We start from the raw sequence: 16810 nt of genomic DNA on the forward strand, positions 1-16810 counted from the left end.
GGGAGCGAAACGGTGCAGGAATTGATCCAGCAATTGTCGGAAGTCAGGCACAGTCCGCGTTTATGGTTCGAGCGTCTGACCCTCTTTAGTGAAACGGGTCCTGAACACGTTCTTCGCACCGTTACTTTTAAGCGTGGCCTGAATATTGTCTGGGCTAAGGAACCGGTGGCTGGTAGCGCCTCTGGAGTACGTGCAGCAGGCCATGGAGTTGGCAAGACCTCGTTATGCCTATTATTGCGTTTGTGTCTGGGAGATACAGCCAAGGCCGTCAGTGAGGTGCGTGAGGAGTTGTTCGGTGAGTTCCCGCAGGGTGGTGTCGCGGCCGTTCTGCATGTAGAGGGCCAAGTATTCACCCTGTTCCGCCATTTCAATACCTACAAGGAAGGTATTGCTCTGGAAGGTGACGACATCAATGCTCTATGGGGCGAGGAAACCGGCGATACAGACCGCTCATTCATACAGCACCTTTCAGACACCATGATGGCTAAGGTCACGCCCCGCGCCATCCCGGAAACAGATCAGGCTATTGAGTGGCGCCACCTTTTGGCTTGGGTCAGCCGCGACCAAGGCTCGCGCTTTAAGTCTTTTTTCTCTTGGCGCGAGGGCGAGGGCACGGGTTTGCAGCGCAGTCGCCAGGATCCACCCATTATCATGCGTGCAGTGTTGGGTTTGCTGGATCAAGCGGAATCAAGCCTCATGAGTCGCTTGGCTGAGTTGGAAGCGGACCTGGAGCTTGCGAAGAAGCAAACGGCCGCGTTGTTGCTTGAGCCAGTATTGATCCGCCGGCGCATTGAGTCGGACCTACGTGCTTGGCGGAATCTACCGGATAGCTTACCGATGCACGCTGAGGATTTGTTTGCTAACTCAGTGGTAAAGGAAGTGCGTAACGCTGCAGATAAGACAGAATCTGCATTGCAGGACTGGAATGAACGCCAAGAGGAGGCCGAACAAAATCTAGCAAAGCTGCGTGCAGAAGTAACGGAACTACAGACTCAGCTCAACAGGGCGTATTTGGAGTATGACCATGTTGAGGCAGCAAGGGTGGGAGATGAGGATGCCTATAAAACAATTGGCATGAAGTTACTGAGGCTCACTCAACTTGCAGGGGACTGTCAAGAGGGAAATATTCCGTTTTCGAAATGCCAGCACATCCAAGCAGAAGTTGCGCGTTTGCAGGTAGCTAATCTAAGAGATGAGCGTGATAAGAAAGCCTTGAGTCGTGCCATGGAAGAGTCTGCATCACGGGCGGTAGTTGTACTTCAGCGTAAGAAACAGCTCGAAGTAAAACTTCAGAGTCTGGAGGTGGCCGAAGCTGATTTGGTTGGTAAACGCAATAAAATTCGTGAAGTGCGGGATAAAACGTCTCATGAAGCACGTCGTGGAGAGGAACTGCTTGTTGAGATGAATCGTTGGGAGACGTCGGCAGGCTCGTCAGTTTCCCAAGCTGCTATTGATCAGTCCTGTGCCAAGTCTGACGGCATCGGGCGCGATATAAGTAGCATCCGAACTCGGTTGGCGATAGTACAGAAAGATTTATCAACCCGAGAAAAGCGTATAGCCAGCATCATGGATCGTTTTACGAGAGAACTGCTTTCCAATGATGCGTTCGGCGCATTCGATCCTCGCGATGAAAACCGACCCTTCCGTATATCGATGCGAGGCGGTGAAGCCTACCGTGTGTTGGAGGTTCTATTGGGCGATATCGCGTGCCTTATGGAAAGCGCAGGGGATGGTAATGCGTTTCCTGGTTTGGTCATTCACGATTGTCCACGCGAAGCGGATATGAGCGCCGGGTTGTATGAGGGGTTCTTACTATTAACTGATCGTCTGCAGAAAGCTTTTGAGGTCGACGCAAACATTCCGTTTCAGTACATAGTGACCACTACCACACCTCCGCCAGCGGAGCTGATCAGTAGCGAGCAGGTGTGTCTGGTACTCGATCCGAGTTTTGACGATGGCATGCTTTTCAAACGTCGATTTTCTGAAGCGATATGAAAGCAGCGGATTTCTCTCAATGGTTCAGCCAAGTTTGTCGGTTACGGCTTAATTGTCGCATTTTCTCGATACAGGGATTTTTTGCCATGACGTTGCCTGGAAAATCCCGAAATCGTGCGCAGCTCTGTTGCCTGTTCGACCAGCATAAGCAAGCACAGATGAGGCTTCGATGAATTCTCTTCAGCGAGCCTTAATAGAAAAAAGCGGCACGGACAATGGTTTTGAGCACACACTTATTGTTGAGGTGGGTAGCGTCACCCTTGCGTCGGCTCGACATCCAACCTGTGCCACAGTAGCGGTCGTGGGCAGTGGTTTTGACATCTACTTCAAGTCTGACATGGTTTCTTTGCTTCCTGAGTTGATACGCAGCTTTCCAGCAGAACATCAGGCCGGAGGCGGATTTAGGGTAGCCGACGAAGCAGCATTGGCGGCTTTGCTGCGTCGAATTGCTAGTTTATCCAGTGCACTGCCTAGCCAAGCTGCAATTGGCTACGGTAAGGCTGTTGTCGAGGCGTTGTCGGCTCTGCCTAATGGTTTGGCGGGTACCGAAATTGAGCGTTTGGTGCGTCTACGTGTGGGCCAGCAAAAATTCCGTGAGGCATTGCTTGAGTATTGGGGGAGCTCATGTGCCGTGACGGGTGTTGCACTGCCTGAGGTGCTACGTGCCAGTCACGCCAAACCCTGGGCGGAATGTCTATCCGATGCTGAGCGGCTAGATGTTTTTAACGGCTTTCTGCTTACCGCTAATCTGGACGCCTTATTCGATCGATTTCTGATCAGCTTCGATGATCAGGGTGTTCTGCTGGTTTCTTCTCGACTTCTTGCGGTGGATCTACAACAGATAGGCATTCATCCCGGGATGCGGCTGCGCTGGTTGGCTGCGGAACATAGGAAGTACTTGTGCTTCCATCGCTCGATTTATGAGTCTTGTAGTGGTCAACTAATCCCGGACACGACGTTAAGTTTTTCTTCGGCCCGAGCTCGCGCCAGCCCACCGTTGATTTGATGGGGTCGAATCCAGTTGTAGCGATGCATCAAGAATTGACTGATGTCGCGCTGGGCTTCTTGAGCCGTTCGGTAATCCGTGGTCGGTATCCATTCCGTTTTCAAGCTGCGGAATACGCGCTCCATTGGCGCGTTGTCCCAACAATTTCCCCGGCGACTCATGCTCTGGCGCATTCGATAACGCCACAGCCGCTGGCGAAATAAACGACTCGCATACTGCGACCCTTGATCCGAGTGAAACAGCAGGCCCTGAGGCCTTCCTCGTTGCTCATAAGCCATATCCAGCGCCTTGATAACCAGATCGGCGTCCGGCTTTTCTGACAATGCCCAGCCCACCACCCGTCGCGTGCAAAGATCCAGCACGACAGCCAGGTAATGCCATTTCCCCTGGGCCCAGATGTAGGTGATGTCGCCGCACCACACCTGGTTGGGGGCCGGAACATCGAACTCGCGGTTCAAGGTATTTGGGATATCGAGTCGTTCTACCGTCGCTCTTTTGTAGGCATGTGATCCGGGTTGTTTACTGACTAAATCAAGCTCGCGCATCAGGCTGCGCACTTTGAATCGACCGAGCTGCTCACCGTCGTCACGCATCAGCGACAGGATGCTGCGGCTGCCCGCAGCACTACGACTTTGCGTGAACAACTCGCTCACCCGACTGCGCAACCGAAGCCGTTCGACATCTGGCGTGCGGTGCCGAAGGCGCTGGGCGTAGTAGCACGAACGGGTGACTTCAAACACCTTGCACAGCCAATCAACCGGCTCATGGACGCTCAGCTGATTGATCAGCGCGTACGCTCGTGATCTTCCGACATCAAGAGCGCGGTAGCCTTTTTTAATATCGATTTTTCCCGTTCAAGGCGGGCAATCCGGGCTTCTAACTCCTGAATTTTCTGCTGTTCCGGGGTCAATGCTTTGCTCTGCGGAGTGACGCCTTGGCGTTCCTGCTGAACCTGATCAACCCAGCGGCGCAGGGCTGACTCGCCGACGCCGAGTGAACGGCTGGCTTCGATGTAGCTGTAGTTTTGCTTGAGTACGAGGTCGGCAGCCTCGCGCTTGAATTCAGCAGAAAAGGAACGGCGTTGTTTGGTCATCTGACACCTCGATCTGGCGAGCATTCTCGCCTAAATGGGTGTCCGGTTTCATTAGACCACTACATCTCGCGGCGAAGGAGGAGAGGTCTAATTACAGTAGTGTGTTCGAAAATTATGAGTCGTAATCAGATCAAAGCAAAAAATCTCGACCTTCGCCTTGCACTTTGAATAGCCAGGGCTTGCCTAGGCGAATAGTAATTAACTGCACTGTCAGCAGATAGTAATAACGCGTCGACTCCGCGTGCTGGTTCAGATGTTGATTTAGAAACCAGGCGAGATGCTTTCGCTGCCAGTTCCATGGGTTATCTCGGTGCCAGCGATTAAAAATCGCCTCTTGAATGGTCTTTGCCTGGCGAAGGTGACGCTCGCGTGTGGGATGCGACCCGCTCAGCACCCCTGCCAGAAAAACCTCCATATCGAATGGCTTGCTCACTTTCGACTACCGATGTAGGCAGACGTCACGTCAATTCGACCGTGTCCCAGCTCATAGCTGATTTGTAAGCGTGCCTCTCGATCAAGGCGTGGATCGAGCCGCCTGCAACTGCCACCGTTGATGGGCGCTGGGTGATTGGTGATCTGCTCATAGCGTTCGCACGCATACGCTGCGCGTAGTTCGTGGAAGCCTTTGAGGTAGTGCGTATGGAGGATATCTCGGGCGGGGCGTACGACGCGTTGCTGGAAATTGAGGTAGCTCTCGTTTGGTGCCAGCAGGTTGCGGCTGCCATGTGGTAAGACCTGTTCGGCATATCCGAGCGCTTCGCGAATATGGTCATCCACCATGATCCAACGAGGTGCTGTTGCACCGCCGCGGCCACCTTTGGTGCCATCCTGGATGTTGATCTTGCCGTAGTGTTCGGCTTCACGTTTGAGACGCGGCATGTTGGCCAGTATGGCTTCGCGCAAGCGCATGCCGGTGGTGCGGGGCCAACTGTGCAATGGCCGCCGCGCGCGCGAGTTGGCGTTCGCAAAGTGCATCGACGATCCGCTTTATTTGTGCACGATCCTGACCTTGGGCCGCTGTTGTGCGAGTGGTGGAGCGTTGCATTCCCAATGACTTGCTCGGACTCACGACCGTCACATACTGATCACCGCGAAGCGCCGCCATGGTCCGATTCACACTAGACAACCGGTTTTGCGCGGTGGCGATGCCGATAGCGCCTTGTTCAACGTGCTGACGCAGATGTATCGCGTAGTCCAGCAAGGTCTGCCGATCAATTTGTCGCGCGTCGTTAAAACCCGGCCCATCCTCCGACCGACACCAGCGCACAAATGCCTGCCACCGATCACTGTGAGCCTTGACCGTGCCGTAATGCCCGCCGCCAAACAGGTCGCGCAGCGCTTGCGGTCCGGCATAGCTCAGTTGCCTGCCATAGCCAAAATTCCGCCCATCCCGTCTGCCTACCAATGCCATGATCAAACTCCTCTCTAAGCCAAACCTTTGAAACTTTCCCCACGTCATCCCGCCAAGAATGCTGAGTGTTATCAGGGATCAAGGCCCCTGCGACCTGTGAGGTTTGTCCACTAACGCGGGACTGACGACTCCTTACGACCGGGAGCTTGGGCATCTCATGATCTGGCCTCCTGAGCACTTCCGAGGAAGTGGGCGGGTGGAGGCTGCACTGGCTGACGAGACCGGCGCCGCGAGATCATGAGTCGGGTGAAGGCAGTGAAGCGATGACCGGGGCATGCCTGACTGTCAGTCAGATGCAGTCCATTCCGTGGGCTGCGGCACCATCATCTGCATCGCTGTTGCTGGTGACTTCGGTGTTTGTCACGCCGATTGTCACGAGGGGGGAATGCCGCAAAGCCTTGTACGAGTTGGGCTGCAGCAGCGGTAGGAGCGCCCGTCTCTTTCCGGGAGAAAGAGACGGGCGCAGGTTGGCGCAAGGAAATGGCCAAGCGGATAGGTTGCTGCAGGGCAGCTATGAAAGGGAGGAAGTTGCCGCAGTGGGCACACTGGTAAAAGTAGGCATCCATCACATCGCTGTGACCGTGCGAGCCGCCGGACGCTAATCGCACTTTGGGAGAACTACCACGGTGTGGCGTAGCCTTAAAGGTTCTGGCTACCTGGGTTGCTGTCAACGACAGCGCTTTGCCCGATCTTTTCTACGCCAGTGGATAATTCGGGTCAAGGTTCGAATTTTCGGGCTTTCTGCGGCTGTGGATGAAATTATCCACTGGTGGAAATCTATGGTTTTCCACAGACAGTTTGCGTGGGCTTTAGATTTTTTAAATGAGGTCCATCCAAGCAGGGCGGCTTTGCAGCCCTGTTTGGATGGACCCGGCTTGAAAGTCGATAACCAGAGACCTTGTGGCCTTACACCGATGTTGGTTGCGTGGTTGCGGCCTCATCAATCTCCCGAGGTTTCGCGATGAGTCTCATCAGCGCGTTCAGGTGTGGATGTAGCGTAGATGGCCCATGCGTTCATCAGCTCCCGTCGCTTATCAAAAAAATCTGATCGAGAGTATGCGCTTTCCGTTTCTCCGCGCTCGTCATGGGCCAGCGCGAGCTCGCAAATATCTCTTGGGAAAGGCGTCATTTCACCTGCCCAGTCCCGGAAGGTTGAGCGGAAGCCGTGACGAGTGATGTGCTCATAACCCAGTGCATGTAGCAGATTGCGAATGCCATTAGCGTGCATCACGCCGCTTCGGCCGTGACCGGGGAAAACGTAAGGGCTCTTGGTGTCGATTTTCGGAAGGCCTTTCAAAAGGGAGACCACTTCCGGCGCTAGCGGGATCGCGAAGGCTTGTCGCGTCTTCATGCGTTCGTCGGGCAAGGACCAGCGGCCTGAGTCCAGATCAAACTCATCCCAGCGCGCAAACCTCACCATATGCGTTCTTGCTCCGGTCAGAATCAGCAGCTGAGCCGCCACTGAGACGTGACTCGGATCCTTGCTCAAGGCCTGCATCAGCTTGGGAAGATCCTGCCACTGTAGTGCCGGATGGTGGATGCGTTTTCGTGCTTTCTTCTTCTCATGCCGGCTTAGCAGGTTTTCCAGGTGGCCGCGCCAGCGTGCTGGATTCTCTCCGGTCCTGAGGCCTCGGGCTCTGGCGGCATCGAGTATCTGTTCGATTTGCCCACGTACTTCGTCAGCCGTCCGCGTTTTGGTTGACCATAGTGGCTGGAGGGCCTTGATCAGATGTTTGGTCTCGATCTGGTCAGCTGATAGCTTCCCTATTGTAGGGAAGGCATAGAGCTCGAGTTTTCTCAGCCAGCCCTTGCGCCATTTCTCCGACCAGCTCAAGCCATGGGCATCTCGGTAGTCGGCGGCCAGTTTCTCGAAGGTAATCAGCTGTGCCATTTCTCGGCGTTCAGCTTCACGCTGAGCGGCTTGTTCAGCCTGTCGTTTTGCTAGGGGATCTGTGCCGTTGAGGATCTGGACTTTATGTTCATACGCGGCTGCGCGGGCTTTTTTCAGGTCGAGTTGAGGATAGCCACCCAACCCCATCTCTCGCCGTTTGCCGTGTAGCTGGAAGCGCAGCACCCAAAATTTTCGACCTGAGTCCTTGATGACCATGCGTAATCCATCGCCGTCTTCATAGGTTCCTGGTTCGGTCAAATTTTCGACTTGTTTCGCGGTCAGCTTGCCCATTTTTCTACCCTCAGTTCCCCCACCGGTTCCCCCACTTTGCCGTGGAAGAGGGTGGTTAAAAACGGAAGTCACAGGAACAAAAGTAGGCTGAAACCCTTGATCTAGCAAGGCTATCGCGGTTTTCAGTAGATGAGGCTGGCTTTCAAAAAGGCATTAAAAAGCCGGCTTGTGGCCGGCTTCTCGGGGACTGGCTTGGTTCATTTTTGGTAAACCGCACCAGCCTTCAAAACGTACACCCAGCTCTTGCGTCTGGCTGTGGGACTGGGCGAGAAAATCATCCGCTTCGTCGTGCGATCTGACCGCGGAAGGGCCGATGCGCAAATGTGGGGCGCAGCATACGCATATTTGCCGCAAATTCCCAGCGCGAAGGGCCAGCCAGAGGCCTTGAGAGCCAAAATAGTGCAACGGAATTTTACCTGCCCCAGGCACCGGGTTTCCGGCATGCACAAAAAAGCCCCGAATCACCGGGGCTTTTCCTTGCAGCTTACGACTGGAAGCTTACCGCTGCTTCTCAGCCTTTATAGGCTGCAACCGACTTCATGATCTCGGCACGGGCTGCGTCTGCGTTGCCCCAACCGTCGATCTTCACCCATTTGCCTTTTTCGAGGTCTTTGTAGTTCTCGAAGAAGTGCTTGATCTGTTCCAGCAGCAGTGGCGGCAGGTCGGTGTATTCCTTCACGTCGACGTACAGCTGGGACAGCTTGTCGTGTGGCACGGCGATGACTTTAGCGTCGCCGCCGCCGTCGTCGGTCATGTTCAGGATGCCCACTGGACGAGCGCGGATGACCGAGCCTGGGGTCACTGGGTACGGGGTCACGACCAGCACGTCGAGGGGGTCACCGTCGTCGGCCAGGGTGTTGGGGATAAAGCCGTAGTTGGCTGGGTAGAACATCGGGGTCGCCATGAAACGGTCAACGAACAGGCAGTCGCTGTCTTTGTCGATTTCGTACTTGATCGGCGCGTGGTTAGCCGGAATCTCGATCGCGACGTAGATGTCGTTCGGCAGGTCTTTGCCAGCCGGAATCTTGCTGTAGCTCATTGGGCGGTGCCCCCGTTAGATGACCAAATGACTTGGCCGGATTGACCAAAAAGTGGCGGCGATTATAGACACACTCCGCTATCGATGCCACGTACCAAGGGTCGTACAACCCTTAGTCGTGTGGCTGATAGACCGGATCTTCGGCCTGAAGTTGCCGCAGCCTGGCGAGCGGATTCTGCCGGTAAAACAGCTGCAACTGTTCATAGACTTTCGGATAGGCCTCGTTGAGCAGATCCGGGGCGCTGAAGAAGTATTCGCTGGTGACGGCAAAAAACTCGGCCGGGTTTTCCGCGGCGTAGGGGTCGATGGCGGTTTCGGCGTCCGGGTTCTGCTCGAGTTGGCGATCCAGGTCGTCGTAGGCTTCTTGCATCACCTGCGCCCAGTCGCTGACCCGCATATCGCTGTGCAGCGGCGGCAGGCCGTTGGCGTCGCCGTTGAGCATGTCCAGCTTGTGCGCCAGTTCGTGGATCACCAGGTTGTAGGCTTCCCAGCCGCCGCTGGCCAGGACTCCGGGCCAGGCCAGGATGATCGGCCCTTGTTGCCAGGCTTCGCCACTGTGTTCGCCGTCCCACTCGTGCTCGACACCACTGGCATCGCGATGGCGCTGGGGGCTGAGGAAGTCGTCGGGGTAAAGGACGATTTCATGGAAGCCCTGGTACCAGTTGAGGTCGCCCAGGTGCAGCAGTGGCAGTTGGGCCTGGGCCGCCAGCAGCAGGCGCTGTTCCTGGTGCAGTTCGACGCCGGGGAGGGCGGTCAGGTGTTTTTCATCGAGAAACAGCACGCTGGCTTCACGCAGCCACTGGTCTTCGGCCGGGGTGATGCCATCAAGGAAGGGCAAGTGCTGGCGCACCCGCTGCCAGGTGTCGTCGGCAATCGGGTGCTTGGCCAGGATACGCTTGCGGCGCCAGGCGCTGAGGGACCACATGCCGGTCAGCGCGGCTCGGCGTTTGACGTCGAGCGGCCAAAGCGGCTGCGGGCCACGCCGATGATCATCGGGACCAGGGACAGGAGAATGATGCCCACCACCAGCAACGACAGGTTTTTCTTGATGAAGGGCACGTTACCGAAGAAGTAACCCAGGGTGACCAGGCCGCCTACCCAGAGGATGGTACCGGCCACGCTGAAGCCGAAGAAGCGCGGGTAAGGCATCCGCGCCACACCGGCGACGAACGGCGCAAAGGTGCGGATGATCGGCAGGAAGCGCGCCAGGGTCACGGTCTTGCCGCCATGCTTGTCGTAGAAATCGTGGGTCTTTTGCAGGTAATCGCGGCGGAAGATCTTCGAGTTCGGGTTGTTGAACAGGCGTTCGCCGGCTGTTCGGCCGATGACATAGTTGGTGCTGTCGCCGAGGATCGCCGCCAGCATCAGCAGGCCGCCCAGCAGCACCGGGTCCATGCCGCCACCCGCGGCCACGGCGCCGGCAATAAACAGCAGGGAATCACCCGGCAGGAATGGCATGACCACCAGGCCGGTTTCGCAGAAGATCACCAGAAACAGAATGGCGTAGATCCATGGGCCGTAATTGGTCACCAGCAAGTCGAGGTAGACGTCGAGGTGCAGGATGAGGTCGATCGGGTTGAAATCCATGGAGGCACCTGTGGTGACGGCCCGGCTCGGCGGACCTGTGCAATGACTCGGGGTAAGGTCTTACAGCGAGGGCAGACGTTTCTTACTTGCCGAAAAGGTCAGCATTATAAAGTGTGAACTGTGAAATGCGCGTTGAGATTGTAGCGGGGCGTTTCGAGGGCCAGGCATCGTCTGGCGGCGGGCAGAGGCGGGAAATTCGGGAAATGCCACAGCGGCCCGAAGGCCGCTGTCGAGCGGATCAATCATCGCTGATGGGCAATACGTAGTTCTTGAACTCGGTGTCTTCGCGAAAGCCGATGGACTCGTAGGTTTTCTGCGCCACTTCGTTATCGCTGCTGGTGGAGACGCGCATGCGCACGGCGTGGGTTTCCTTGGCCATTTTTTTCGCGGTGCGGATCAGGTTGTCGGCCACCAGTTGGCGCCGGGCGTCTTCAGCGACGTAGATGTCGTTGAGGATCCATACACGCTTGAGGGACAGGGACGAGAAGCTGGGGTACAGCTGACAGAAGCCGAGCAGTTTGTTGTCGTCATCGGACAGCGCCAGGTAAATCACCGATTCCTTGCGGCGCAGGCGTTTTTCCAGAAATGCCCGGGACGAGTCCGGGTAAGGCAGCGCGCCGTAGAATTCGCGGTATTTGACGAACAACGGCGTCAACAGGTCCAGGTGTTCCAGGGTTGCTTGAGTAATCCGCATGGTAGGCCTCAACAGCAAGTGGATATGACGGCAAACGGTTCATTACTCGGGGCAGCCGTGTTCGGATGCTGCCTAAAGCTGAAAAAAAGCGCAATCGTCTTGAAAATCACGCGTCGGGTGGGCTCAACAGGAAGTTGCCCTTCATGTTCTCCGGTGTGTCCGACTCCAGGGTTTGCACCTGGGCTTCATCCTTGAGGTTGACCCCCGACAACTGCCGCCGGCACGCCTCGCGCATCAGGTACAGCAGGCGGTGGGCGGCCATGCCGTAGCTCAGGCCCTCCAGGCGCACGTTGGAGATGCAGTTGCGGTAGGCGTCGGTCAGCCCGACCTTGGGCTGGTAGGTGAAATACAGCCCCAGGCTGTCCGGTGAACTCAGGCCCGGGCGCTCGCCGATCAGGATCACCACCATTTTGGCGCCCAGCAGTTGGCCGATCTCATCGGCTACCGCGACCCGGCCCTGTTCCACCAGGATCACCGGCGACAGCGACCAGCCTTCGGCGTTGGTCTGCTCTTCCATCCGCGCCAGGAACGGCAAGGTATGGCGATGCACCGCCAGCGCCGAAAGCCCATCGGCCACCACCACTGCCAGGTCGACCCCGCCGGGGTGGGCGCTGGCGTAATCGCGCAGGGTGTGTGCCGATTCATCACTCAGGCGCCGCCCCAGGTCGGGGCGTTGCAGGTAGCTGTGGCGATCGACGGCGGCGCTGTGCAGCAACAGGCTGTCACGCCCGCGCTCGGCCAACTGGCTGCTGAGCCCGGCGTGGTCGAAGGGCAGGTGCACGGCATCCCGGGCCTGGGCGTGGGCGTACTGGAAGTCCAGTTGCGCGCCGGTCGGCAGGCTGGTGCCGGTGCGGCCCAGGGCGATGCGGGCCGGGGTCAGGCGGCGCAGTTCCAGCCAGGGGTTCTGGCTGTCGGTGGGGTGCTTGTCCATAAGTGTCTCGCTTATCCCAATTGCGCCAGCGCCTGGCGGAAGGCCGGTGGCAGGTTATTGCCGAAATGCACCTTGCCATCGGCTTGGGTGAAGATTCCGGTGCGCGCCAGCCATTGCTCGAACTCCGGGGCCGGCTTCAGGCCCAGGGTCTGCCGGGCGTAGAGCGCGTCGTGGAAGGAGGTGGTCTGGTAATTGAGCATGATGTCGTCGGAACCGGGGATGCCCATGATGAAGTTGATCCCGGCCACGCCCAGCAGGGTCAGCAGGGTGTCCATGTCGTCCTGGTCGGCTTCGGCGTGGTTGGTGTAGCAGATGTCGCAGCCCATGGGCACGCCCAGCAGCTTGCCGCAGAAGTGATCCTCAAGGCCGGCGCGGATGATCTGCTTGCCGTTGTACAGGTATTCCGGCCCGATAAAGCCAACCACGGTGTTGACCAGAAACGGCTTGAAATGCCGGGCCACGGCATAGGCGCGGGTTTCGCAGGTCTGCTGGTCGATGCCGAAGTGCGCGTTGGCCGACAGGGCGCTGCCCTGGCCGGTTTCGAAATACATCAGGTTTTGCCCCAGGGTGCCGCGGTTCAGGCTCAAGCCGGCGTCGTAGCCTTCCTGCAACACATTGAGGTTGATGCCGAAACTGGCGTTGGCTGCCTCGGTGCCGGCAATCGACTGGAACACCAGGTCCAGCGGCACGCCCCGGTTGATCGCCTCGATGGAGGTGGTGACGTGGGTCAGGACGCAGGCCTGGGTCGGGATTTCATAACGCTGGATGATGGCGTCGAGCATTTCCAGCATGGCGCAGATCGAGGCGATGCTGTCGGTGGCCGGGTTAATGCCGATCATGGCGTCGCCGTTGCCGTACAGCAGGCCGTCGAGCACGCTGGCGGCGATGCCCGCCGGTTCGTCGGTGGGGTGGTTGGGCTGCAGGCGGGTCGACATCCGCCCGCGCAGGCCCACGGTGTTGCGAAAGCGCGTGACCACACGGATCTTCTGCGCCACCAGAACCAGGTCCTGCACGCGCATGATCTTCGACACCGCGGCGGCCATTTCCGGGGTCAGGCCTGGGGCCAGGGCGCGCAGGCTGGTTTCGTCGGCGGCATCGCTGAGCAGCCAGTCGCGAAAACCACCCACGGTCAGGTGGCTGACCGTGGCGAAGGCCTGTTGGTCGTGGGTGTCGATGATCAGCCGGGTGACTTCATCGGACTCGTAGGGGATCAGCACTTCCTGCAGGAAGTGTTTCAAGGGGATGTCCGCCAGGGTCATCTGCGCGGCGACCCGTTCGCCGTCGTTCAGGGCCGCGACCCCGGCCAGGAAGTCTCCGGAACGCGCCGGGCTGGCCTTGGCCATGACCTCCTTGAGGCTATCGAAGCGATAGGTCTGGGGGCCGACGGTATGGGAAAAACTGGCCATCTCTGTCTCCGTTTCAACGATGAAGGTGCGTTGTCGTGGGGGTGGCAGTCGTCAGAATGCCACCTTTTTCGACCGCTGTTCCAGGCGCTTGCCGGTGCACGTGCAAGCCGATGTTTCGCGCCGGCCTCAGGCCGTGGCCTTGTGTCCGGCAGGCAGCGGGGCCTCGGGCTCGGCGTCGCCCAGGTATTCGCCTTCGGCGATGATCCCGGCGGCGCGGTCCTGGGCTTCCAGCTCCAGGGCCTTGGGCACCGATAACCAGTAAGCCAGGCCCACGGCGATGAATCCGGCGCTGATTTTGCCGATCAGCACCGCAAGGATGATGGTCGGTTGGAAGTTGGCGGTGAACGACAGGTGGTCGCCCAGCAGAAAGGCCGCGCAGACGCCAAAGGCGATGTTGATCACTTTGTCTTTGGGCGGCATAAAGCGCACCAGGCGGAACATGGCCAGGATATTGGCGATGGTCGCCAGCATGCCGGCACTGCCGACGGCGCTCAGGCCCACCTTGCTGCCGAGGTTCTCCAGGGGTTTGCCCAGGTATTTGCGCAGCAGGTAGACCATGGGGAAGGCGCCGGCCAGCATGATGCCGATGTAGCCGGCGGTTTCCAGGGCGCGGGTCTGGTCCTCGGCGTCGGCGATGATCGGGTGGAAGCCCCAGCCGCCGAATACCAGCGAGAACACCCCGGTGAAGTATTCGACGATGGAGAACACCAGCACCAGCTTGATCGCCGCGTCCATGGCCCGGCCGAAAATGATGAAGCCCTTGATCATCATGTCCGGCAAAAAGCGCAGGCCGACGGCCAGGGCCACGACGAAGATCAGGATCGGCAGCAGGTTGGCAAAAATACTGCCCATGCCCAGGGCCAGTTGGTAGCCGGCCTCGCCATTGGTGGTTACCAGGTCGCGCACCAGCGGGTTGCTGAACGCCAGGATCACGCTGGCGATCAGTACGCCGATGGGGATGGTCAGGATCCCGGACATGATCCCCAGCGCCATGTATTTATGGTCGCGCTTGTCGAGCATCGCCAGGCCCATGGGAATCGAGAAGACGATGGTGGCACCGCCCATGAAACCGGTGATCAGGGCCATCACCAGCGCTTCCTTGCTGGCCGCCAGGGCCGAAGCCAACTGATAGCCGCCCATGTCCGAGGCGATGATCATGGTCGCCGCCAGCGCCGGGTCGGCGCCCAGGGAGTTGAAGAACGGACCGAAAACGCTTTCGATCACCACCGTGAGGTAGGGGATGGAGGCCATGATCCCGGCGGCCGGTACGAAGATGTACCCGGTGGCGTGGATGCCCTCCATGAATTCTTTGCCCAGCCCTCGTTCGCTGTCGTAAATCGCGGCGAATGCCCCGAGCACGGCGCAGAACATGATGAGGTAGAGCACGTAGTTGCCGATCTGATCCATTAGGTTGTTCCTTGTTCTTATTGTTCTTTAAAAGCCGCGTGGACTTTCAGCACGACAGCCCGATGCGAGGCCAATCGGGAATTTTTGACAGCAGCATCCTTCTCGGCCAGTCGTGGACGCCGAAATGGATGGCGGATGGAGGGGCGCTTCAGGCCCGGGCGGGCCGCAACCCCCGGCGACCTGGGTCGCCGGGGGCGTGGATCAGAAGAAGCCCAGCGGGTTGATGTCGTAGCTCACCAGCAGGTTTTTGGTCTGCTGGTAGTGATCGAGCATCATCTTGTGGGTTTCACGGCCGACACCGGACTTCTTGTAACCGCCGAACGCGGCGTGCGCCGGATACAGGTGGTAGCAGTTGGTCCAGACGCGACCGGCCTTGATCGCCCGGCCCATGCGGTAGGCGCGGTTGATGTCGCGGGTCCAGAGACCGGCGCCGAGGCCGAACTCGGTGTCGTTGGCAATCGCCAGGGCTTCGGCTTCGTCCTTGAAGGTAGTGATGCTCACCACCGGGCCGAAGATTTCTTCCTGGAACACGCGCATATCGTTGGTGCCCTTGAGCAGGGTCGGCTGGATGTAATAGCCGGTTGCCAGGTCGCCGGTGAGTTTTTCCACCTTGCCGCCGGTGAGCAGTTGCGCGCCTTCCTGCTTGGCGATTTCCAGGTAGGAAAGGATTTTGTCGAACTGTTGCTCGGAGGCTTGGGCGCCGACCATGGTGTCGGTGTCCAGCGGGTCGCCGCGCTTGATCTGCTCGACCTTCTTCATCACCACTTTCATGAAGTCGTCGTAGATCGACTCTTCCACCAGGGCCCGGGATGGGCAGGTGCAGACTTCGCCCTGGTTGAAGAACGCCAGCACCAGGCCTTCAGCGGCCTTTTCAATGAACTGCGGCTCGGCCTTCATGATGTCGGCGAAGAAGATGTTCGGCGATTTGCCGCCCAGCTCCACGGTGGACGGAATGATGTTCTCGGCCGCGCATTTCATGATGTGCGAGCCCACCGGAGTGGAGCCGGTGAAGGCGATTTTGGCGATGCGCTTGCTGGTGGCCAGGGCTTCGCCCGCTTCCTTGCCGAAACCGTGCACCACGTTGAGCACGCCCGGCGGCAGCAGGTCGCCGATCAGCTCCATCAGCACACTGATGCCCAGCGGGGTTTGCTCGGCGGGCTTGAGCACCACGCAGTTGCCAGCGGCCAGGGCCGGGGCGAGTTTCCAGGCGGCCATCAGCAGCGGGAAGTTCCACGGGATGATCTGCCCGACCACGCCCAGGGGTTCATGGAAGTGGTAGGCGGCGGTGTGCTCGTTGATTTCGGCGCTGGTGCCTTCCTGGGCGCGAATGCAGCCCGCGAAGTAGCGGAAGTGATCGGCGGCCAATGGGATGTCGGCGTTGAGGGTTTCACGCACGGCCTTGCCGTTGTCCCAGGTTTCGGTGATGGCCAGCAGTTCGAGGTTCTGTTCGATGCGGTCGGCGATTTTCAGCAGGACCAGGGAGCGGTCCTGGGCCGAGGTCTTGCCCCAGGCGTCGGCGGCAGCGTGGGCAGCGTCCAGGGCCTTGTCGATGTCTTTGGCGGTGGAACGCGGGAATTCGGCGATGGCCTTGCCGTTGACGGGCGAAGTATTGGTGAAGTAGTTGCCATCGACCGGCGCGACAAACTCACCGCCGATGTAGTTGCCGTACTTGGCCTTGAACGAAACGATAGCGCCTTCAGTACCGGGGTGTGCGTAACGCATGGTGGGTATCTCCTGGCTTTTGTGCTTATAGGGGAGGACGCGCTGTTGCGCTTGTTAAGCCTAGAGCAAAGGTCGGGCCAGCGTGTTGAAAGGCCACAGAATCAAGGGTTTTGTGCTGTTTCGACAGGCACCTTGTGGCCAGCTGTGACAGATATGGCACAGCCCGGAGTGACAGTTTGTAACCTGTATGGCACAACCTGTGACTGATCGGTCGAGCCGGCATTGCAATGAATCCGCCGCAGGAGGATGCTGGTTTGCTCGTGAAAATCACGGGTTTTCAGCCATCTCGCGGCAGCGGTTAAAGGTGGTTCCGTCTGAGCGTGACAGCGCAGCAGGA

The 16810-nt window shown here is 58.4% G+C and carries 13 protein-coding genes and 1 pseudogene; 2 read left to right on the forward strand and 12 right to left on the reverse strand.

Annotated features, from left to right (window positions below):
- The first annotated feature begins 12 nt into the window (after window positions 1-12).
- Both CF161_RS03840 and CF161_RS32035 read left to right on the forward strand, forming a co-directional pair.
- Window positions 13-1995, forward strand: coding sequence for a hypothetical protein (locus tag CF161_RS03840; protein ID WP_084471646.1), 1983 nt, complete (start codon window positions 13-15; stop codon window positions 1993-1995).
- A gap of 169 nt (window positions 1996-2164) precedes the next feature.
- Window positions 2165-3001: an HNH endonuclease gene (locus CF161_RS32035; protein WP_020295250.1), complete on the forward strand. Its 837-nt coding sequence runs from the start codon at window positions 2165-2167 to the stop codon at window positions 2999-3001.
- Here CF161_RS32035 and CF161_RS03845 read toward each other — a convergent pair.
- From CF161_RS03845 to CF161_RS03905, 12 genes and pseudogenes are all read right to left on the reverse strand, one after another.
- Window positions 2932-4094 (reverse strand): IS3 family transposase gene (locus tag CF161_RS03845; protein ID WP_156882654.1). Its coding sequence is split into 2 segments (ribosomal slippage): window positions 2932-3839 and window positions 3839-4094, totalling 1164 coding nucleotides; the frame shifts between segments, so codons are not numbered across the junction. The two genes, CF161_RS32035 and CF161_RS03845, sit on opposite strands and share 70 nt — an antisense overlap.
- Window positions 4095-4224: 130 nt before the next feature.
- The gene (locus tag CF161_RS32040) at window positions 4225-4527 is read right to left on the reverse strand and encodes a hypothetical protein (protein WP_084471648.1); all 303 of its coding nucleotides are present in this window, start codon (window positions 4525-4527) and stop codon (window positions 4225-4227) included.
- Window positions 4524-5505: pseudogene (locus CF161_RS03855) on the reverse strand (integrase domain-containing protein). Before CF161_RS03855 ends, CF161_RS32040 begins: the two are co-directional and overlap by 4 nt.
- A 940-nt stretch (window positions 5506-6445) precedes the next feature.
- Entirely contained in the window at window positions 6446-7687 is a 1242-nt protein-coding gene (locus tag CF161_RS03865) for a site-specific integrase (protein ID WP_020295254.1), read from the reverse strand.
- Window positions 7688-8198: 511 nt separating this feature from the next.
- The gene (gene ppa, locus CF161_RS03870; protein WP_003176323.1) at window positions 8199-8726 is read right to left on the reverse strand and encodes an inorganic diphosphatase; all 528 of its coding nucleotides are present in this window, start codon (window positions 8724-8726) and stop codon (window positions 8199-8201) included.
- A 112-nt stretch (window positions 8727-8838) separates the two neighbouring features.
- Window positions 8839-9651: a zinc-dependent peptidase gene (locus tag CF161_RS03875; RefSeq protein WP_020295255.1), complete on the reverse strand. Its 813-nt coding sequence runs from the start codon at window positions 9649-9651 to the stop codon at window positions 8839-8841.
- Between the two features lie 5 nt (window positions 9652-9656).
- A complete protein-coding gene (locus CF161_RS03880; protein WP_020295256.1) occupies window positions 9657-10313 on the reverse strand; it encodes a DedA family protein in 657 nt (218 codons plus the stop codon).
- Between the two features lie 238 nt (window positions 10314-10551).
- Window positions 10552-11007, reverse strand: coding sequence for an N-acetyltransferase (locus CF161_RS03885; RefSeq protein WP_020295257.1), 456 nt, complete (start codon window positions 11005-11007; stop codon window positions 10552-10554).
- A 106-nt stretch (window positions 11008-11113) separates the two neighbouring features.
- Window positions 11114-11938 carry an ethanolamine ammonia-lyase subunit EutC gene (gene eutC / locus CF161_RS03890; RefSeq protein ID WP_020295258.1) on the reverse strand — a complete coding sequence of 275 codons (825 nt, stop codon included), beginning with the start codon at window positions 11936-11938 and terminating at the stop codon, window positions 11114-11116.
- Window positions 11939-11949: 11 nt separating this feature from the next.
- On the reverse strand, window positions 11950-13344 hold the full coding sequence (locus tag CF161_RS03895; protein ID WP_020295259.1) for an ethanolamine ammonia-lyase subunit EutB: 1395 nt from the start codon (window positions 13342-13344) through the stop codon (window positions 11950-11952).
- 126 nt (window positions 13345-13470) lie between these two features.
- On the reverse strand, window positions 13471-14751 hold the full coding sequence (gene eutH, locus CF161_RS03900; RefSeq protein ID WP_020295260.1) for an ethanolamine utilization protein EutH: 1281 nt from the start codon (window positions 14749-14751) through the stop codon (window positions 13471-13473).
- Window positions 14752-14952: 201 nt separating this feature from the next.
- Window positions 14953-16473 carry an aldehyde dehydrogenase family protein gene (locus tag CF161_RS03905; RefSeq protein ID WP_020295261.1) on the reverse strand — a complete coding sequence of 507 codons (1521 nt, stop codon included), beginning with the start codon at window positions 16471-16473 and terminating at the stop codon, window positions 14953-14955.
- Window positions 16474-16810: the final 337 nt, after the last annotated feature.

The sequence above is a fragment of the Pseudomonas sp. CF161 genome (assembly GCF_000416215.1).
In the GTDB taxonomy this organism is placed as follows: Bacteria; Pseudomonadota; Gammaproteobacteria; order Pseudomonadales; family Pseudomonadaceae; genus Aquipseudomonas.